We start from the raw sequence: 19,438 nt of genomic DNA on the forward strand, positions 1-19,438 counted from the left end.
CTTGAGGTTTGCCGATAGAATTGCCACATCTTCACCTTGCTAGAGCAATCATGATGTCGACCAGAGAACGAATTTTTCACGCGCTGATGTTTGAAATTATCGCCATTGCCCTGTTTGTGCCGATCTCAATGTGGGTCACCGGTCAGGGCGCTGGAGCGATGACAGGCCTGGCCATCACGCTGTCTCTGATCGCCATGAGTTGGAACTATGTCTATAACATCCTGTTCGACCGGTACGCAGGGGAAGATCGGATAAACCGGAGTCTGAAGCTCAGAATGGCTCACAGCCTGTTGTTTGAGGCGGGACTAATGGTGATCTGTATTCCGGTCATCATGTGGTGGACACGGCTGGACCTATTGACCGTGTTCCTGCTCGACTTGGGTGCAATTCTATTCTTTCTGGTTTACACCCTGGCGTTCAACTGGGCTTACGACCACGGTCGGCACCGGCTACAGCAGCGCCAGATGGCGCTGGAGAGCCGCGGCGGTTAGTCCGCCTGATAGTGAAAGTGCAACACCTTGAGGGCTCGATTCGGATCCTGTTCGGGGAAACTGTCGGGGTTGGCCAAGCGCTCAACATATTTCGCGTTCGGACAGTGCTGCTGCATCAACTCGATCAAGAAGTCCGGTGCAATGGTGGGATCATTCAAGCAGACCAGCAGTTCAGCTTCAGGAAGCAGCAACTCCGGTAAGCGGCGCAGTACGCGCTGGTAATCCTCAGTGGCAACAAAACTGCCCCGTTGAAAAGAGGGCGGATCGATCACGACCCGATCGTAAGGACCCGATTTGCGCAACTTACCCCAGCTTCGGAACAGATCATGGGGTAGAAAACGCACCCCGCGCAGGTCATGGTCGTTGAGCTGATGATTCTGCTGACCCCGCTTCAACGCGCCTTTGCTCATATCCAGATTGACCACCGTCCGGGCGCCGCCAGCCACCGCCGCCACTGAAAAGCCACAGGTGTAGGCGAACAGGTTCAGCACCCGAGCCCCCGATGCCCGCTGCCGGAGCCATTGACGCCCGTTGGCCATATCCAGAAACAGGCCGTGATTCTGGCTGCGCCCCAGCTGCAGGCCATATTTCAGGCCCTGTTCAGTGACTACCAATTCAGTCAGCGACTCCCCCAGCAGCCAGTCGATCGGCCCGCCGCGCTGGTAGCGATGCTGCAACGCCACCTTGCCGACCCCCTTGGCCATCGCCGCGTCAACCAGCGGTTGCAGGCGCTCCTGAGATTCAGCCTGATACAACGTAATCAGCATCACCGGTGGCAGCCAGTCGATATTGAGATGCTCCAAACCGGGATAACAGTGCCCCCGACCATGGAACCAGCGTCCCAGTTCGCTCGATTCGGGAGTAAATTCGGCATGTTCGATCGCCTCAACCGCCGCATTCAGGGATGAGTTGATAGGCGACGAGGGGCTTGAAGGTGTGAGCATCGGTAGGTATCCAGCCAGACAAGACGGCTGCGAATTATAGCCGCAGCAGACGCTGTCGCAATGGGGCGAGACAAAGCTTGGTCAAAACTCCGTCAGGGATTAGCAAACCTAGAAGGGCAACGTACCTGGCACGGGCCTCTCTCACCCAAATTCTGCCCCCAAATCCCACACTCAAACGGCAGCCGTGACCGAAGATTGATCAACTTGGTCGATAGACCGTTGAAACTTTGCCCCGCAGGCCCCATCTAATTTAGCAATCTGACTAACCAAAGGAACCCTGAATGCGAATTCTGTTATTTCTCGCCACCAACCTGGCAATTATTTTGGTCGCCAGCGTGACCCTGAGCCTGCTTGGCGTGGGCTCGACGCTGCAGGCCAACGGTATCGACCTGGATCTTGGCAACCTGCTGATTATCTGTGCGGTATTCGGTATGGCAGGCTCGTTGGTGTCGCTGTTCATTTCCAAGTGGATGGCCAAGCGCGCAACCGGTACCCAGATTATTGAGCAGGCCCGTACCGCTGATGAACAGTGGCTGCTCGATACAGTAGCGGAGCTGTCTCAACAGGCCGGTATCAAGATGCCGGAAGTTGGGATCTTCCCGTCGCAGCAATCCAATGCGTTTGCCACCGGTTGGAACAAGAATGACGCGCTGGTCGCGGTCAGCCTTGGTCTGCTGCAGCGCTTCAGCCGTGACGAAGTGAAAGCCGTTATGGCTCACGAGATCGGCCATGTCGCCAATGGCGATATGGTGACCCTGGCGCTGATCCAAGGGGTGGTTAACGCCTTCGTGATGTTCTTTGCCCGTATCATCGGCCATACCGTCGACCGGGTGATTCTTAAGAACGAAGAGGGCCACGGTCTGGGTTACTTCATCACCACCATCTTTGCCGAGGTTGTGCTGGGTATTCTGGCGTCCACCATCGTGGCCTGGTTCTCACGCCGCCGTGAATACCGCGCCGATGCGATGGGAGCCAAGCTGGCCAGCAGCGGTGCCATGATCAGCGCACTGCAACGCCTCAAGGCCGAGCAGGAGCAGCCCTCACAGATGCCCGACCAGCTGGTGGCCTTCGGTATCGCCGGAGGCCTTAAGCAGGGACTGGCACAGTTGTTCGCCAGCCATCCGCCGCTGGATGACCGGATCGACGCACTGCGCCACGGCTAATGCCACCGCAGTCACCATCAAAAAAGCCGCGATCAATCGCGGCTTTTTTTTGCCTTTCCGTTAGCCGGTATCCCGATCAGTTTTCCGTACCAACTCGTCGAATCGGAATCTGAATATGGATCGTTGAGCCCTGCTCCACATCCGAGGTCACCGCCATATGGCCACGGTGCTGCTCGGTAATGATGTAGTAGGAGAACGACAGCTGCTTACCGGCATCAAAGTCGTCGGCACTCTCCTTAGGACTCTCACTAGTACTGAAGAAGGGTTCAAACAGCCGCATCTGCTCGTCTTCGGTCAACCCAACCCCATTGTGACTGAGTTTGAACCAGAGATTGCCGAAGGACTCGGTCAGCACCAGCTTGATACGCGGCTCGAAATCATCCTCGATCCGGCGTTGCAGCGCCCAACTGGCATGACGCAACAGGCTCAGAAACACCTGCTGCAGTTCGGTGACATAACAGGGCACCAACGGCAGGTTCGATTCATAGTCTTTTTCCAACTTGATCCGCTGGAAAGACATGCCGCCGGCTGCCGGTATCACTTCACTGGCCAGCTGCAGGGTGTGATCCAGCAGTTCCGGCACATCCGCCACCTGGCGTTTTTCATGACGGCCGCGGGCAAAATTCAGCAGGTTGCTGACGATCTTAGAAACCTGCTCGCCGCGCGAGGACATATCCTCCATCACCGCCTGCAAGCGCTCCATATCGACTTCACTGCTGTCCTTTAAGCCTTGTGCCCCATTTTCATTGCGATTCTTGGTCAGCAGTCGGTCGAAGCTGCGCAGATCCATCAACAGCCCCTGCAGCGGCAGGTTAATATCATGGGCCATCGACGAGGCCAGCTCCCCCATAAACGACATCTTATCGTTATGGATCAGCATATTTTCCGCGCTGGTCTGTTTCGACACATCATCGACCAGAATCACCACCCCCTGATTGCTGTCGTGCAGCGGGTAGATGTTGATATCAAAGTGAGCCAGTCCACGCAGGCTCTGCTTCAGGTGGATAGGCTCGTTGGTCTCCATCGCCTGGCGGATATGGTCGGGAACCACCGTCACCGTCGGATAGACTTCCCAGAGCGAATTTCCCAGCGCCTTGGCGGCCGGAATCCCGGAAACCCGTTCAACTTCCCGATTCCACTGGGTCACCCGTCCCTCGGAATCCAACCCCACCAGCATCAGCGGCATGGAGGTCAGGATATCCTGAATATAAGACTCCGATGCCTGCAACTGGGCGGTGGTCTTGCGGTGCTGATCGATCTCCTGCTCCAGATTGGCGGTTCGCTCACGCACCCGCTGCTCCAGCTCCAGGCGGATTTTGTCCAACTCGCGATTAGCGCGATTGGCACGACGCCGGGCGAGATAGAGATAGACACTCAGGATCGTCAGCAAAATGATGAAGGTGCCGGCGCTCCAGTTAGCCAGATGCTGCCAGTTGGTGTGACCATCTTCCTGGCGGAACAACGGAATTTTGGCCCAACCGGCTTGACTGTAAGTGAAGAGAATAAAAGCGCTGACGATGATACCGGGCTTGCTCCCGGCCAGGGTTGAAAAGAGCACTGCTCGCCGCTGGAGAAGCGATGGAATCCAGCCGTACAGTCTTGGGGCCATCCTTAATACATCCCAAAAAACAAAAACATAAAAACCCAATGGTAGCACAGCCGAACCCTGGGGAGAGAGCGCCATTGCATGACCGATCGGATATACCGGTGCGGCCTTGATAGCCTGCCCTGTCAACGCCTGTTGGTGCAATTGAACTATCCGCGATCAATCACCGATCCCGGGCTCAATCACGGCCCGATTCGGGTTATCATTTTGCGCGCTGCGCCTGCCGCCGACCTGACCGCCGGTAAGACGCTTTTTCACTTGTTCTCAGGCTGTAACTGACTCGGGGAATCCCTATGCTCTACCAACTAGAACCCAAACTGCTCTGGCAACACTTCCAGCAGATCTGTCGAATTCCCCATCCCTCCTACCATGAAGAAGCACTGATTCAGCAACTGGAGCAGTTTGCCGATCAGCAGCAGCTTGAGCACTTCCGTGATCGTGCCGGCAATTTGATTATCCGCAAACCCGCCAGTCCAGGTTGCGAACAAGCACCGGGGGTTATTCTGCAGAGCCATGTCGATATGGTGCCGCAGAGGGCCGACGACTCCGACCATGATTTCCAGCGAGATCCGATCCGACCCCGAATTGTCGAAGGGTGGGTTCATGCCACCGGCACCACCCTGGGGGCCGACAATGGCATCGGCGTCGCGGCGTCGCTGGCGGCCCTGCAGAGCAAAGAGCTGCGCCATGGTCCTCTGGAAGCGCTGTTCACCATCAACGAAGAGAGCGGCATGGACGGTGCCAAAGGGCTGGAGCCGGGACGCCTGCAGGGCCAACTGCTGCTCAACCTGGACTCGGAGCAGGAGGGTGAGCTCTACGTCGGCTGTGCCGGCGGCATCGATGTGACTGCACGGCTATCGCTGCAGCGTGAGGCGGTTAAACCGGGACAAACCGGCCTGCAACTGATCGTAAGAGGCCTGGCCGGCGGCCACTCCGGCCTCGATATCCATCTGGGTCGCGGCAATGCCAACCGCTTGCTGGCCGAGTTGCTGCAGGAGCTGGGCCAACGTTTCGACCTACAACTGGTTGACGTTCGTGGCGGCACCCTGCGCAACGCTATCGCACGGCGTGCCGAAGCCATGATCACGCTTCCCGGCGCGCAACTGACTGATTTTCGCACCGAGCTGAGTCGGCTGAAGGAGGCTCTGATCGAGCGCTTCAAAAGTGCTGAACCCCAGCTGGCCATCGGCCTGCTGGAGGAGCCGTTAAGCGATGAAGCGGCTCTGGATAATGCCAGCACTCAGCGGTTGCTGAATGCCATTCTGAGCTGCCCCCACGGGGTCGAGAGGATGCATCCCGAGCTTGACGGGGTGGTGGAAACCTCGAATAATCTGGCGGCTGTGCGACTGACCGAGACCGCCGCCGAACTGCAATGCCTGGCCCGCAGTGCGGTGGAGACTCAACGAGACCGACTCTGCCAGCGTATTGAGCAGTCCCTCGCCCCGTTCGGTGCCCATTGCGAGTTTGATGGCGCCTACCCGGGCTGGTCGCCGGAGCTGGATGCCCCCCTTCTGGCCACACTGCAGCAGGTGCACCAGCAACAGTTCGGTCAACCGGCGGAGGTGATGGTGATCCATGCCGGGTTGGAATGCGGGCTGCTACAGGCCGCCTATCCCGACTGGCAGATGATCTCCTTCGGGCCGACCATCTGCTTCCCCCACTCCCCCGGCGAGAAAGTGGAGATCGCGTCGGTTGAACGGTTCTGGGGCTACCTGGGTGCCGTATTGAAGGCCCTGGCCGACTAGACAACTTCACGCCAGCCTCACCACCAGGGCCTGCTCTCAGGCCCTATCCTGGCAGGCTGATGATCTCCGGATCAAAGCGGTGGGTGCAGTTGCGGCCGTTTTCCTTGGAGTGGTACAGCGCCGCATCGGCCTGCTTGATCCAGGTTTCCAGCGCACCGGTACCCGATTGAATCTGGGCGTAGCCGAGGCTGATGGTGAAGCTGACCGACTGCTCGTCAAACTGCAGACAAAGCGCTTCGACTTCCCGGCGGATCCGCTCGCAAAACTGTTCGGCACCGTCCTGATCGGTATCGCAGAGGATGACCGCAAACTCTTCGCCCCCGTAGCGCCCGGCCATATCACTTTCACGGATCAACCGTTGGGTCAGTTCGGCGGTTGCCCGGATCACTTGATCCCCGATCTGATGACCGTAGTTGTCGTTGATCCCTTTGAAATGATCGATATCGAACATCACCAGGGTCGAGATATGGCCGTAGCGCAGGCAGCGCTTAAACTCCCGCCGGGCCATCTCCTCCCAGTGACCACGATTGAACAGCCCGGTCATTCGGTCGGTGCGGCTGATCTTCATCAGCTCCTTGTTCAACGCGGTCATGTTCAATTCATTCACCGCCGCCTGGGTCACGTCGTAGATCGAGATACAGATCTTATCCACTTCACCGGTGGTCGACAGCAACGGCAGAAAGGTGATGTTCTGGTACATATGGGCCGCCTGACCGGTAATCGGCCGGTAGCTTTTGAAGCGGAACAGATAGGGGCGCTGCTGCCAGGTTGAGTAGACCGGCAGGTTCAACGCCACCACCGCCTGAAGCTGACGCAGCAGCCATTCATTGGGCAGCTCCGGACTCAAATCAAATAGGTTGGCCCCCACCGCACGACTGACCCGGATACCGGAATGGTTCTCCATAAAGTCGTTCCAGGCCACGACACGGTGCTCGGTATCGACCACCACCAATCCGACGTCGATCCCCTGCAGGGCTCCCATCATCCAGTGCACATCGTTGACGGATATCTGCTCAGCCATGTCCGTTTACTCCACCAGCCATTTGATCCGCTCCTCCAATGCCGGCTTCGAATCGCCGGTAAAGATCAACATCAGCGTGCAATTGATGCGCTGGTCCTGAATCCCGTAGCGGATACCGATGGTTAGTCGCTCTTCATCCTGTCGACCCGCCTGGAAGCGCAACGCACTGACATTGATGCCCCGCCCCAGCACCTCCGGATGGCCGACGCTGAACTTCAATTCCAGCTGGTCAGCCACACCGGACATACAGGCACCGATCAGAATGTTGGAGATCTCCATCAGCAGGTCCAGTTGGGTACTGCCCTCATCCGGATCAAAGATATAGCTCAACTCCGACAGGTCACTCTCATCGATGAACAACAGGGCTTCACCGCTGATGCCGGCACAGGCAAAGCCTTGACTGACCACCGACAGTTGATGGTTCGGTACCGTTTCCGCCACCAACTCGGCCAGTTGGGTGCCGGGAATCAAACGCACCTGGGGAATCGGCAGTTCGATGAAGACGTGCAGCAACCGGGCCAGCAGGTCGGCTGCCTGCCCCATCGCAACATTGGCGACCTCCTGATAACCCTCGGTGATGTCGAACGGCACCTCGATCTGCGACGGTAAATTGTCGAACAACTGATCCGGTGCCTCCAGCTCCTGCAGAACACCATACTGCTGCAGAATTGAATCGAGCTTTTCACGGTTGATCGGCTTCTCGATAAAGTCCAGCGCCCCCAACTCCATCACTCGCCGACGGGCCTCGGGTTGAACATCGCCCGACACTACGATCACCAGCGTCGGCAGATCTTGAGAACGGACGATTTCAAGCACCTGATAGCCATCCATCACCGGCATATTCAGATCGAGGAACAGGACGTGAGCACGCCCTTCTTTAATCAGGGAAAGCGCTTCCAGACCATTGGCAGCGAAGCTGACATCGACGTTCCAGTTTTCCGGCAACGAACGTGCCATCTGCTTACGTGCAAAACCGGAATCGTCACAGATTAAAATGGGAATAGACATAATGTCGGATCTACAGCTGGACACCGAGTTCAGTTCATCAGGGTGGGCGATTGAAATTCACGACGTCAACACGGGATCTTCCGCGTCATCCGTTATTCACCCTGAAAATGCAAGGATTAAGCAACCAAGACTGATCCTAAAGAGGACCGAATGCAAGCACCGGTCCTCTCGAAGGGTCCGGCTCAGCTCTCGCCTTTGGCGTCGCCACCCAACTGGGGCGCACAGGCTATGATACGGTCGGCCAGACGCGAGAACGGCAGGCTTTGAATCCACACCGTGCCGGTTCCGCTGAGGGTGGTCAGACAGAAACCTTCCGCGCCGAACAGCATCGACTTCAGCCCGGACACCATCTCGATATCGTAATCGATCCCCTCGCTGAAACAGACCAGACTACCGGTATCCAGCTTGATGGTTTCATTATTGAGCTGCTTACGGATCACCGTACCGCCGGCATGGATAAACACCAGTCCATCCCCTTCCAGCTTCTGCAGGATAAAGCCTTCGCCGCCGAAAAAACCCGCCCCCAGCTTGCGAGAGAAAGCGACCCCGATCTTGGTCCCCAGCGCCGCAGCCAGAAAGGCATCTTTCTGACAGTAGAGCACACCGCCCTGCTGGGCCATGTTGACCGGTACAATCGATCCCGGATAAGGCGCCGAGAAAGCCACCTTACGACGATCCTGGCCCTGATTTTCGAAGTGCGTCAGGAACAGCGACTCTCCGGTCAGCATCCGCTTGCCGGCCGAAAACAGCTTGCCGAACATGCCCTGGTCCGGATCGGAGCCGTCGCCCATCTTGGTCTCGAAGCTGATTCCCTGCTCCATGTAATTCATCATGCCCGCTTCGGCGATCACCGTCTCACCGGGATCGAGGCCGATCTCCACCAACTGCATCGATTCGCCCTGGATGTGGTAATCCACTTCATGACATCGCATCGCTTATCCCTCGTCACTGTCATCGGAAGATGCTCGAAGCATATCAGCATCGTCGGCCTCTCACGAGCCATGTTGGACAACTCGAGACGAGTCTTGAGTCTGGAAAACCGATTAACGACAACCAATTACAGTTTTATTACGCCACAACAGGGATAACCGAAGGCCGGGGGGAAACAACCCCCGGATGGTTACGGCTGCCGACGTTAGTCGATCTCTTCGACCAAAGTTATCCCGTCAAATAAAGGAAATCGTCATATACCGGTGTTAACCTCTATGGTTCGCTGTGACGGAAACGGTGGGCTTTTCGTGGGAAGTAACAGTGAACAGCACAGTAAATGCCGGATTTGCTAGATCGATTCCTATCGCCCAGCAGCTCGGCAAAGCCTCGGTCATTGCAATTGTTAAATACCCTTCGCCATTGCAATGACTGAACAAGTTAGCCTTTTGAAGGAGTCATACATGGCAAATCGTGATGTCTATGTCCTAAGCGCAGCCCGTTCGGCAGTTGGTGGTTTTGGTGGTTCTCTGAGTGGTATGGAACCGGCCGAACTGGCTGGCACCGTAATGAAGGAAGCCGTTTCGCGCTCACAGGTAGACCCGAACAAGATCAACTATGTCACTGTCGGTAACTGTATTCCGACCGAAGCACGCTCTGCGTACGTTGCCCGTGTCGCCTCTATCCAGGCAGGTCTGCCGATGGACTCGGTGGCAATGGCCGTTAACCGCCTGTGTAGCTCCGGTCTGCAAGGCATCGTAACCTCGGCGCAAGCGATCATGCTGGGCGATTGCGACTACGGCATCGGTGGTGGTGTTGAAGTCATGTCCCGTAGCGCCTACCTGGCTCCCAGCCTGCGCAACGGTGCCCGCATGGGCGATACCACCATGGTGGATGCGATGGTAGCGACCCTGACCGACCCGTTCGGTGTCGGCCACATGGGTATCACCGCCGAAAACCTGGCCGAGAAGTGGGAGATCACCCGTGAGGAACAGGATGCGTTCGCAGCCGAGTCTCATCGTCGTGCCGCCGCTGCTATCGAAGCCGGTCACTTCAAGTCTCAGATCGTCCCGATCACGCTGAAGAGCCGTCGCGGCGAAACCATCTTCGACACCGACGAGCACGTCAAGCCAGGCACAACCGCTGAGAAGCTGGGCGGTATGCGTCCGGCCTTTAAGAAAGACGGTACCGTTACCGCCGGTAACGCCTCGGGCATCAACGACGGCGCGGCCTTCTTCGTCCTGGGTGGCGCCGATGCGGCCGAGCGTGACGGCTACAAGCCGATGGCTCGCCTGGTGTCCTACGCGGTTGCCGGTGTTCCGAACCACATCATGGGTGAAGGCCCGATCCCGGCCTCCAAGCTGGCGCTGCAGCGTGCCGGTCTGTCGCTGGATCAGATGGATGTGATCGAGTCCAACGAAGCCTTTGCTGCCCAAGCGATTGCGGTAGCCAAGGGTCTGGGACTGGATATGGCCAAGACCAACCCCAACGGTGGTGCCATTGCCCTGGGTCACCCGATCGGCTGTTCCGGTGCCTTTATCGCCACCAAGGCGCTGTACGAGCTTGAGCGCACCAACGGCCGTTACGCACTGGTCACCATGTGTATCGGTGGTGGTCAGGGAATCGCGACCGTATTCGAGCGTTGCTGATCTCTGAAACCTGAGTGATACGAACAATCGGCGGCCTCAGGCCGCCGATTTTTTTATGTCCTACATCAGAGAGAATGCCGACAGCCTCCCGCCGAGACATCGATAAATTCTCACCACTTATCAAACACTTCGCTTTTCTTTGACATTTATCAACCCTATATTAGAAAGCACAATGATCGTTAACGCTCTTGATTAAGAATGTGCGACCCTTTGGATTCGATAAAATTTGGCAAACGGATTTGACCACCTGATGAGGCGTTTAAATGAAAACCATAGGTGCGAAACTAACTTCCGTTTTTCTTCTGACCATTTTGATTCTGCTGTCCGTTGTCGGCTGGAGCGTCAGCTCACTCTGGGGGCAGATTAATCACTACCAGCAGCTGGTCAGCCATGCCGCCCATTACCAAGGCGACATCCTCAGCATTCAGGCCGAATTCAAAACCCAGGTCCAGGAGTGGAAAAACATCCTGATCCGCGGCGCCGATGATGCGCAACGGGAAAAATATTGGGGCCGGTTCCAGAAACGTGAAGCGACCATCCAAAACGAAATCGCCAAGCTTAACGATGCACTGGGTAGCTATGCCGCCGACAACCCGGTCTACAACGGTTCTCCGGTACTCAAGCTGATCAGCGATTTCACTCGCTCCCACCGGGAGATGGGACAAGCTTATCGGCGCGGCTACAATGAGTTTGTCAGCTCCGGCTACCAATCCGCCGTCGGCGACAAAGCCGTTTCCGGGATCGATCGTGCCCCGACCAAGCTGTTGGCAGAAGCGGCCGAAGAGATCGAACGCCTGATGGATCAGGAGTCGGAAGAGGCTTATCAGGATTCGCTGGGCGTGATCACCAGCGAAATCATCGTCATTCTGCTGGCGACCCTGCTGGGTGTGGTGCTGTTTGTCGTCATCTCCCGCCGCATCATCGTCAAGCCGACCTCGATACTGACCGATAATCTCGCCCAGATGGCCCAGGGCGACTTTTCCTCGCCGACAAGCTACCAAAGTAATGACGAAATCGGTCAACTGGCCGACAGCGCCCGCCGGGTTCAGACCAATATGACCGATGTTTTGGCCAGCCTTAAGCACGCGGCGGATGAAGCCAGCAATGCCAGCATCAACCTGGCCGACACCAGCAGCTGTGCCCATGAGGTGGTCAACGAGCAGCAGTCCCAGACCGAGCAGGTCGCCACCGCCATGAATGAGATGGCCGCCACCGTTCAGGAAGTCGCCCAGAGCGCCCAGACGGCGGCAGACTCGGCCCGAGAAGCGGATGAGCAAGCCCGCGCCGGCCATACCGTGGTCCAAGGCACGATCGAGTCGATCAACAGCCTGGCAACTGAAGTGGAACGCGCTTCTTCGGTGATCGAGGCACTGGCGCAGGACAGCAACAGTATCGGCTCCATCCTGGACGTTATCCGCGGTATCGCCGAACAGACCAATCTACTGGCACTCAATGCCGCCATCGAAGCCGCCCGTGCCGGCGAGCAGGGTCGTGGCTTTGCAGTGGTAGCCGACGAAGTTCGCTCGCTGGCTCAGCGTACCCAGGAGTCAACCGAAGAGATCCAGCAGATGATCGAAAAACTGCAGTCAGGCGCCGTCGATGCGGTATCGGTGATGGAGGCCGGTAAGACCCAGGCCCAACAAAGCGTGGCCAGTGCCGCGGAAACCGGCGAAGCCCTGGGGGCCATCGAGCAGGCGGTTTCAGCCATCAACGACATGAACCTGCATATCGCCAGTGCCGCCGAAGAGCAGTCGTCGGTTGCCGAGGAGATCAATCGCAACGTGGTTGCCATCAGCCACTCGACCGAGGTGACCGTCGAAAACTCATCGCGCATCGAAGCGGTCAGCCAACAGGTTGCCCAGCTGGCCAGCGAATTCCAGCAGATCACGGCCAAGTTTAAGGTTTAACCCGAAGTCCCGACTCAATCCCGTTTTAAAAGCCCGCTATGATGCGGGCTTTTTATTGCTCGATTAGCTGAAAACGCTCAATGGCGGATCTGATAGCAGGGCTGGTAGTCGCTGAAGTTGATTTTCATCCGACGCTGCTGGACAAACTGCTGCAGTAGCCGATCCAAGTTTTTCATCAAGGTACTATCGCCCTGCAGCTCAAAGGGTCCGTGGGCTTCGATCTCCCGGATACCGGCCTCCTTAACGTTCCCCGCCACGATACCGGACAGTGCCCGCCGTAGATTCGCCGCCAAGCGATGGGTCGGCTGATCCCGGTGCAGCGCCAGCGCCGCCATATTGGCATGGGTGGGTTCGAACGGCTGTTGAAACAGCTCGTAATCGACAAACAACGGCCAGTTGAAATGGAACGCCTCGCCGGTAATCCGACGATGCCGGGTCACCTGGGATAATCCCGACTTCATCAGTCGTGCTACCTGCCCCGGATCATCGATGATGATTTGATACTTTGACGCGGCCTCCTCGCCGAGGCTATCGCGGATAAAGCGATCGATACTGTCGAAATATTCACGGCTCGACGCCGGTCCGGTAAAGATCAACGGAAACGGTATCTCGCGATTACGCTCGTGCAGAAGCACGCCAAGAATAAACAGGATCTCCTCGGCCGTTCCGGCACCGCCCGGAAACACGACAATGCCGTGCCCAAGGCGAACGAACGCCTCCAGCCGCTTCTCGATATCCGGCATCGTAATCAGTTCATTAACGATCGGGTTGGGCGATTCGGCGGCGATAATACCGGGCTCCGAAATGCCGACATAGCGGCCGTTCTCATTACGCTGTTTGGCATGGGCGATAGTTGCCCCTTTCATCGGCCCTTTCATCGCTCCCGGCCCACAACCGGTACAGATATCTAAGGCCCGAAGACCCAGCTCATAGCCGACTTTTTTGGTGTAGTCGTACTCTTCACGTTCGATCGAGTGACCGCCCCAACAGACCACCAGGTTGGGTTTGATCCGCGGTTTCACGGCGCGGGCATGACGCAGGATATGGAACACCTCATTGGTGATCGATTGCGACGGCTTCAAGCGGGTATAGTTCAGGTCCAACTCGTCGCCGACATACAGAATATCGCGCAACACCGCGAACAGGTTCTCGCGGATACCGGCGATAATCTTGCCGTCGACAAAGGCCGTATCGGGCGCATTGAACAGATCCAACTGGATGCCCCGATGCTTCTGACTGATCTTGATATCAAAGTTTTTGAAGCGTTCCATCACCTCACGGGTGTCGTCCATATCGCTGCCGCAGTTGAGCACCGCCAGGGCGCACTTGCGAAACAGTTGGTAGAGGCCGCTCTGGCTCTTATCCTGCAGCCGGGTGATCTCATATTGAGACAGGGTATCCAGCTCAATTCTCGGGGTGACGCTGGCGGTAACGCCTTGGTGATAATCCATATACTGACTCCAACTTCTTGTTCTGCTCGCAGTCTATGTCGATCGGGTGACGCTTTTGTGACTGGGCTTTGCTAAACAGACTACGTGCGGCAGCCAACAGTTCCCTAAGCATAGTTGGTTTGAATTCAATCGTTTAAGGAGGCTTAAGCTGGTTGCTCGGTACCCTTAATCCGGCCGAGCCATAAAATGGCAATCACCACCAGCGCCAGCGGCGGTGCCATGGCCAGGTTGACCCAGTCCCAACCCCACAGATTCTGCAGTAGCCCGGAGCAGAAACTGGCCACCATCACCGACATCGACACCAGCATCTCATTGATCCCCTGAGCCCGGGCTTTTTCCGCCGGACGGTAGGCCTCGGTCAACAGGCTGGTTGAACCGATAAACAGGAAGTTCCAGCCCACCCCCAGCAGGATCAACGCGCTGGTGAAATGCCAGCGGCCAATACCCTGCAGGTTGACCAGAATGCAGCCGATCATCAGAACCGCACCCACCAGCATGATGGTCGTGACACCGAAACGGCTGATCAGCCGCCCGGTGATAAAGGACGGCGCGAACATCCCCAGCACGTGCCACTGAATCACCCCGGCGGTGATTCCGAAGCTGAAGCCGCAGGCCTGCATCGACAGCGGCGTGGCATTCATGATCAGCACCATCACCGCGTAGGCCACCACGGCCCCGAGTACGGCGACGATAAAGACCGGCTGACGCACCACCTCGGCAATCGGGCGGGCTTGGCCGTGCACTTCTTCATCGCTGGATGGCGGAACCCGGACCCAGCCCAGCGCGGTGATCGCCAACAGATAGATCAGTACCAGCGCCAGGTAGTTGCCGCCGTAGAGCAGATCCGGCAGCCAGTCACGACTCCAGATTGCCAATGCCGGGCCTACCAAGGCGGCCACCAGTCCGCCGGCCATCACCAACGAGATCGCACGATGCTTATGGGCTTCATCGCTGACATCGACGGCGGCAAACCGATACAGCTGACTGATACCGATACAGGCGCCGATCAGCGCACTGCCGAAACAGAACAGCAGCATAGATTCGCGCCCCAGCGCCCAGAAAGCCACCAGAGCACCGACAATACCGAGACCGTTGCCGATCCAGAACCCGGCGCGGCGCCCGATCCGCTTCATCAACAGCGACGCCGGGTAAGCCGCCAGCATGGTGCCGAGAAACTGTACCGCCACCGGTAGCGTCGCCAACGCCGGTTGGTCGGCCAACTGGTTGCCGATCAACGCCAGCACCGAGACCAGCAGCACATTGCCGGTGGTCAATAGCGCCTGGCATAACGCCAGCAACGCGACGCTGCGATTGATAAAGAAAGAGCTCAGTGCAGAGGCTGACAACACGCGGTCCACTCCTTGGCGGCGATCAAACAGGATAACGAAGGTTAGCGTATAACAAGATTACCCACGGCAACGGGCCGTAACGGGTGACAGACGTTGAACCTTAATCTAACAGCTGGCGAACGAAAGCCGGTACCACCTCACCGGCCGGTCCATAGATCTGCTCGGCAAAGGCCGACTCCTGCCGCGACGGCTCCAGATTCAACTCCACCGTGTGGGCGCCAGCCGCCAACGCCACCTGAACAAAACCGTTGGCCGGGTAAACCGTGCCGGAGGTGCCGATGGAGATAAACAGATCACAGCGTTCCAGCCGATCGTAGATCAAATCCATCTGCATCGGCATCTCGCCGAACCAGACGATATCGGGCCGCAAGGTTCCCTGCTCGCCACAACAGCGGCAGCGGGTCGAGCCATCCAGGTCCTCCAGGTGCTCAAACACCTCTGAGCTGTCCAGACAGCGCGCCTTGGTCAACTCGCCGTGCATATGGATCAGCGAGCGTGAGCCTGCCTGTTCGTGGAGGTTATCGACATTCTGGGTCACCAGACAGAACTCGCCGTCGAAGCGCTGCTCCAGCTCCGCCAGCGCCTGGTGGGCCAGATTGGGGCGGGTCGCGGGGTCCATCAACTGACGACGCCGCATGTTGTAGAACCGGTAAACCAGCTCCGGGTCACGCAGAAACCCTTCCGGCGTTGCGACATCCTCGATCCGGTGATCCTCCCACAGGCCATCGCTGGCCCGAAAGGTTTTCAATCCGGACTCGGCCGACACACCGGCACCGGTCAGCACCACGATGGAACCAAATCGAGCCATAGCACGTCTCCAAGTAATAGGGATGTCATCAACGATTAATGAGGCTACGATAGAGGTTAACCGACGGGAAGGAAACCCTGGTTAGCGGGTTCCTGCCGGTTGTCCTCATGCCCAAGGAGACTCTGCATGCGATCATCCAAGCTGTATATCCTCGATACCAACGTTCTGCTGCACGATCCCAACTGTCTAATCGAGTTCAAGGAGCAAGATATCGTCATCCCGATGACGGTACTCGAAGAGCTGGACAGCATCAAAGACCGCAAGAAAAACGTCGCCCAGGAAGCCCGAATCGCGATCCGCGCCATCGATCGTATCCTCAGCCAGGCCGCCTCCCCTGAAGAGATCAGTGGCGGTGTCCAGATCACCCTGCCGACCCCGGATCCTGACGCCGAGCTGGGCAAGCTGTCGATCTTTCCGGATCACGAGCTATCGATGCGCAAAGGCTTTCTGCCGGACCATAACAACAACGATAACCACATCATCAACTGTGCCCTGCACCTGCAGTCGATCTACCCGGATCGTCAGGTCACACTGGTCACCAAAGACATCAACATGCGGCTCAAGGCCCTTGGCGCCGGACTCAAGCGGGTCGAGGATTACCGCACCGATCAACTGATTTCCGATCTCGATCTGCTGACCCCCGGCTACCACAAGATCGACGGCAACTTCTGGGATCAGGTCGCTGAAGTCAAAACTGAACAGGAGCGCGGCCACACCTTCCACCGCCTGGCTCGCGGAGTGCTGCCCGACACATACCTGAATGAGTACATCTTCGACGATGAAGGCTTTGCGGCCCGGGTCGAAGAGGTGGGGGAAGAATCGGTCACCCTGCTGGACATCAACCAGCAGTTCCTGCTCGATCAACAGTGCTGGGGCATCAAACCGCTGGACCTGCCCCAGAGCTTCGCCATGGACGCGCTGACCGATCCGAATATCGATCTGTGCATCATCAACGGTGCCGCCGGTTCCGGTAAAACCCTGCTGGCACTGGCGGCCTGTCTCGAACAGGTGATCGAGCACAAGCGCTACAACAAGATCATCGTCACCCGCTCGACCCCGCCGGTGGCCGAAGATATCGGTTTCCTGCCCGGCACCGAAGAGGAGAAGATGACCCCCTGGCTCAGCGCGATCCAGGACAACCTCGAAGCGATGCACGAAGGCGATGAACAGCCCCACAGTTCGATCAAGTACACCATCGAGAAGGCCAACATCCAATTCAAGTCGCTGAACTTCATCCGAGGCCGAAGTATCCAGGAAGCCCTGGTGCTGATCGATGAAGCCCAGAACCTGACCCCCTCGCAGCTGAAGACAATCCTGACCCGCTGCGGCAAGGGCACCAAGATGATCTGCCTCGGCAACCTGGCCCAGATCGATTCCAACTACCTGACGCCGCTGACCTCGGGACTGACCTATATCGTCGAACGCTTCAAGGATTACGAAGGCTGCTCCACCATCCATCTGCAGAGCGTGGTTCGCAGTGCCCTGGCTGAGTTCGCCGAAAGCAACCTGTAGCCTGTTACTTCCCCCCCAATACGCAGCTGCCGTAAGCCCGGAGCGATCCGGCCGGCAGCCCCGTCCTCCGAACCCGGCCGGCTCCCCGACTCGGATTGACTAAAGCCCGCCCCGATGGCCGTTTTGTTGTGACAGATCATTGTTTGACCCGACTCAAGCGCTATGATCGAAGTAACCGCAGTTAAGAATGCCGCCTCGCAGCGTGTTGCAGATATCCCCCCGATCGGATCGCTCCGCTCTGTGCCAATCTTCCCAGCGGCTATTATCGGTTCTGGAACTCGCGGAAGCTGATTGAAGGGGGAACCCTTTATGCCCCGCCTACACCTGCAGTCGCAATACCTGCGCAATCTCAAGCGATTGCTGCTGGCGATCGTCGGTATCACCATTCTGGGGCTGGGTATTGCTACCAGTCTGCTGATCCTGAAGGAACGCCGGGCAATCCTGGCCAATACGGGCACCCATCTACAAACCATCGCCGTTACCCTCAGCAAAGAAGCGGATGCCACCCTGGACCACGGCATCGCCAGTCTGGAGCGCGTCAAAACTCGGTTGCGATTCGATCCCCACGGGCAGGCTCAGAACCCGCAAGCGATTCACCGCCTGCTGCTCGAAGAGAGCCACTTCTATAATCGCACCATCGGCGCCGATAAATTCGGCCATATGGAGGTGTTCGACGCGAATGGTTTTGTGGTTGCCAACTCCGAGATCCATCCATTCGCGGTTACCAATGTCGCAGACCGGGAATATTTCCAGTACCACCGGCTCAACCATGACGATGGACTCTATATCAGTCAGCTTCATCGCAGTGATTACAACGGCGAGCCCATCCTGCACCTGACCCAACGCCTGGAGAACGCACAGCACCGCTTTCTCGGCGTCATCGATATCCACCTGAAACTGAGCCACTTCGACAACCTCTATGGGCAGCTGAATCTGAACGACGGCGCCCAGATCACCCTGCTTCGCACCGACGGCTGGGGGATCTTCCGGCATCCGCAAACGGAGACGTTCTACAAACGCTCCCTGGCGCAAAACCGTCGCTTCAACAAAATGCTGGAGCTTCGCAGCGGCTACCTACCGGTCGCGGCCAGTCCCTATGACGGCGTGCGTCGGTTGGAGGCGTTTAAAAGCAGTGACCGCTATCCGATTCTGAACCTGATCAGCATCCCTGAAGCCCAGTTGCTGGACCATTGGCGACGCCAATCGATCAGCACCCTTAGTTATGCCACGCTCGGTGGTCTGATGCTGCTGGGGCTGACGCTGTTTACCTACCATCAACTCAATCGGCTGCAGCTCACACTTCGCGCCTCCAGCAGCGACCCGCTGACCGGGCTGGCCAACCGCCGGGAGCTTGATCGTCGCCTGCTCGATGAGTGGCGTCGGGCCCGACGCAAACAGCACAGTCTGTCGATGCTGTTTATCGATATCGACAAGTTCAAAAGCTACAACGACCACTACGGACACCAGGCCGGTGACTACTGCCTGGTTCGGGTCGCTCAGACGCTGGAGCAACAGTTCCGCCGAGGTGGGGAGCTGGTCTGTCGATACGGCGGTGAAGAGTTTGTCGTGCTGCTTTCGCAAGACAGCCTTACCGACCCACCGGCACAGATGGCCGAGCAGTTACGCCTGAGAGTTCAGCGGCTAGGGCTGAAACACGATTACGCCGACACTGCCGGGGTCGTCACCATCAGCATCGGGGTTGCGACCCTGACCCCGGCGGATGACGAACCCAACGCCCTGATTCGGCTGGCCGACGAGGCCCTCTACCAGGCCAAAAGCCGGGGCCGGAACCAGGTCGCACTGGCACCGTCCCCGACCCAAGCAAGCTAACCCGTCCCCCTACGCAGAAAAATTTGA

The 19,438-nt window shown here is 57.7% G+C and carries 15 protein-coding genes; 7 read left to right on the forward strand and 8 right to left on the reverse strand.

Annotated features, from left to right (window positions below):
* Positions 1-50 precede the first annotated feature (50 nt).
* Entirely contained in the window at positions 51-491 is a 441-nt protein-coding gene (locus tag ACO05M_RS14660) for a PACE efflux transporter (protein WP_421864402.1), read from the forward strand.
* On the opposite strand, the gene ACO05M_RS14665 is transcribed toward ACO05M_RS14660, so the two are convergent.
* Complete coding sequence (locus tag ACO05M_RS14665) at positions 488-1,435, reverse strand: class I SAM-dependent methyltransferase (protein WP_421864405.1); 948 nt, start codon at positions 1,433-1,435, stop codon at positions 488-490. The genes ACO05M_RS14660 and ACO05M_RS14665 overlap by 4 nt on opposite strands.
* A gap of 281 nt (positions 1,436-1,716) precedes the next feature.
* Between ACO05M_RS14665 and htpX the strand changes: the two genes are divergently transcribed.
* Complete coding sequence (htpX, locus tag ACO05M_RS14670) at positions 1,717-2,598, forward strand: protease HtpX (RefSeq protein WP_421864408.1); 882 nt, start codon at positions 1,717-1,719, stop codon at positions 2,596-2,598.
* 76 nt (positions 2,599-2,674) lie between these two features.
* On the opposite strand, the gene ACO05M_RS14675 is transcribed toward htpX, so the two are convergent.
* On the reverse strand, positions 2,675-4,207 hold the full coding sequence (locus ACO05M_RS14675) for a two-component system sensor histidine kinase NtrB (RefSeq protein ID WP_421864411.1): 1,533 nt from the start codon (positions 4,205-4,207) through the stop codon (positions 2,675-2,677).
* A 290-nt stretch (positions 4,208-4,497) separates the two neighbouring features.
* On the opposite strand from ACO05M_RS14675, the gene ACO05M_RS14680 reads away from it, so the two are divergent.
* Positions 4,498-5,949 (forward strand): aminoacyl-histidine dipeptidase, encoded by a 1,452-nt coding sequence (locus ACO05M_RS14680; protein ID WP_421864414.1) that lies wholly within the window; start codon positions 4,498-4,500, stop codon positions 5,947-5,949.
* 43 nt (positions 5,950-5,992) lie between these two features.
* On the opposite strand, the gene ACO05M_RS14685 is transcribed toward ACO05M_RS14680, so the two are convergent.
* The 3 genes from ACO05M_RS14685 to ACO05M_RS14695 all read right to left on the reverse strand — a co-directional run bounded on the left by ACO05M_RS14685 (position 5,993) and on the right by ACO05M_RS14695 (position 8,910).
* On the reverse strand, positions 5,993-6,970 hold the full coding sequence (locus ACO05M_RS14685; protein WP_421864417.1) for a diguanylate cyclase: 978 nt from the start codon (positions 6,968-6,970) through the stop codon (positions 5,993-5,995).
* Positions 6,971-6,976: 6 nt separating this feature from the next.
* Positions 6,977-7,978 (reverse strand): response regulator, encoded by a 1,002-nt coding sequence (locus ACO05M_RS14690; protein WP_421864420.1) that lies wholly within the window; start codon positions 7,976-7,978, stop codon positions 6,977-6,979.
* A 182-nt stretch (positions 7,979-8,160) separates the two neighbouring features.
* Positions 8,161-8,910, reverse strand: a complete 750-nt coding sequence (locus tag ACO05M_RS14695) for a TIGR00266 family protein (RefSeq protein ID WP_421864423.1) — start codon at positions 8,908-8,910, stop codon at positions 8,161-8,163.
* Between the two features lie 459 nt (positions 8,911-9,369).
* Between ACO05M_RS14695 and ACO05M_RS14700 the strand changes: the two genes are divergently transcribed.
* Both ACO05M_RS14700 and ACO05M_RS14705 read left to right on the forward strand, forming a co-directional pair.
* Entirely contained in the window at positions 9,370-10,554 is a 1,185-nt protein-coding gene (locus ACO05M_RS14700; protein WP_421864425.1) for an acetyl-CoA C-acyltransferase family protein, read from the forward strand.
* Between the two features lie 263 nt (positions 10,555-10,817).
* Complete coding sequence (locus tag ACO05M_RS14705; RefSeq protein WP_421864428.1) at positions 10,818-12,461, forward strand: methyl-accepting chemotaxis protein; 1,644 nt, start codon at positions 10,818-10,820, stop codon at positions 12,459-12,461.
* Positions 12,462-12,538: 77 nt separating this feature from the next.
* On the opposite strand, the gene ppnN is transcribed toward ACO05M_RS14705, so the two are convergent.
* The 3 genes from ppnN to cobB form a co-directional block, all read right to left on the reverse strand.
* Positions 12,539-13,912 carry a nucleotide 5'-monophosphate nucleosidase PpnN gene (gene ppnN, locus ACO05M_RS14710; protein WP_421864430.1) on the reverse strand — a complete coding sequence of 458 codons (1,374 nt, stop codon included), beginning with the start codon at positions 13,910-13,912 and terminating at the stop codon, positions 12,539-12,541.
* Between the two features lie 143 nt (positions 13,913-14,055).
* Positions 14,056-15,261 carry an MFS transporter gene (locus ACO05M_RS14715; protein WP_421864433.1) on the reverse strand — a complete coding sequence of 402 codons (1,206 nt, stop codon included), beginning with the start codon at positions 15,259-15,261 and terminating at the stop codon, positions 14,056-14,058.
* Positions 15,262-15,361: 100 nt separating this feature from the next.
* A complete protein-coding gene (cobB, locus tag ACO05M_RS14720; protein WP_421864436.1) occupies positions 15,362-16,069 on the reverse strand; it encodes a Sir2 family NAD+-dependent deacetylase in 708 nt (235 codons plus the stop codon).
* 126 nt (positions 16,070-16,195) lie between these two features.
* On the opposite strand from cobB, the gene ACO05M_RS14725 reads away from it, so the two are divergent.
* Both ACO05M_RS14725 and ACO05M_RS14730 read left to right on the forward strand, forming a co-directional pair.
* Positions 16,196-17,581 carry a PhoH family protein gene (locus tag ACO05M_RS14725; RefSeq protein ID WP_421864439.1) on the forward strand — a complete coding sequence of 462 codons (1,386 nt, stop codon included), beginning with the start codon at positions 16,196-16,198 and terminating at the stop codon, positions 17,579-17,581.
* A 309-nt stretch (positions 17,582-17,890) separates the two neighbouring features.
* Entirely contained in the window at positions 17,891-19,411 is a 1,521-nt protein-coding gene (locus ACO05M_RS14730) for a sensor domain-containing diguanylate cyclase (RefSeq protein ID WP_421864442.1), read from the forward strand.
* Positions 19,412-19,438: the final 27 nt, after the last annotated feature.

Origin of the sequence: Motiliproteus sp. (assembly GCF_965230735.1) — a bacterium.
GTDB lineage: Bacteria > Pseudomonadota > Gammaproteobacteria > Pseudomonadales > Balneatricaceae > Motiliproteus.

What these genes read in the sequence shown, in the direction of transcription:
- ACO05M_RS14695 (WP_421864423.1), bottom strand. Translation starts at nt 8,910, where the DNA reads ATGCGATGTCATGAAGTGGATTACCACATCCAGGGCGAATCGATGCAG.
- ACO05M_RS14675 (WP_421864411.1), bottom strand. Translation starts at nt 4,207, where the DNA reads ATGGCCCCAAGACTGTACGGCTGGATTCCATCGCTTCTCCAGCGGCGA.
- ACO05M_RS14730 (WP_421864442.1), top strand. Translation starts at nt 17,891, where the DNA reads ATGCCCCGCCTACACCTGCAGTCGCAATACCTGCGCAATCTCAAGCGA.
- ACO05M_RS14685 (WP_421864417.1), bottom strand. Translation starts at nt 6,970, where the DNA reads ATGGCTGAGCAGATATCCGTCAACGATGTGCACTGGATGATGGGAGCC.
- ACO05M_RS14705 (WP_421864428.1), top strand. Translation starts at nt 10,818, where the DNA reads ATGAAAACCATAGGTGCGAAACTAACTTCCGTTTTTCTTCTGACCATT.
- cobB (WP_421864436.1), bottom strand. Translation starts at nt 16,069, where the DNA reads ATGGCTCGATTTGGTTCCATCGTGGTGCTGACCGGTGCCGGTGTGTCG.
- ACO05M_RS14700 (WP_421864425.1), top strand. Translation starts at nt 9,370, where the DNA reads ATGGCAAATCGTGATGTCTATGTCCTAAGCGCAGCCCGTTCGGCAGTT.
- ppnN (WP_421864430.1), bottom strand. Translation starts at nt 13,912, where the DNA reads ATGGATTATCACCAAGGCGTTACCGCCAGCGTCACCCCGAGAATTGAG.
- ACO05M_RS14690 (WP_421864420.1), bottom strand. Translation starts at nt 7,978, where the DNA reads ATGTCTATTCCCATTTTAATCTGTGACGATTCCGGTTTTGCACGTAAG.
- ACO05M_RS14660 (WP_421864402.1), top strand. Translation starts at nt 51, where the DNA reads ATGATGTCGACCAGAGAACGAATTTTTCACGCGCTGATGTTTGAAATT.
- ACO05M_RS14725 (WP_421864439.1), top strand. Translation starts at nt 16,196, where the DNA reads ATGCGATCATCCAAGCTGTATATCCTCGATACCAACGTTCTGCTGCAC.
- htpX (WP_421864408.1), top strand. Translation starts at nt 1,717, where the DNA reads ATGCGAATTCTGTTATTTCTCGCCACCAACCTGGCAATTATTTTGGTC.
- ACO05M_RS14665 (WP_421864405.1), bottom strand. Translation starts at nt 1,435, where the DNA reads ATGCTCACACCTTCAAGCCCCTCGTCGCCTATCAACTCATCCCTGAAT.
- ACO05M_RS14680 (WP_421864414.1), top strand. Translation starts at nt 4,498, where the DNA reads ATGCTCTACCAACTAGAACCCAAACTGCTCTGGCAACACTTCCAGCAG.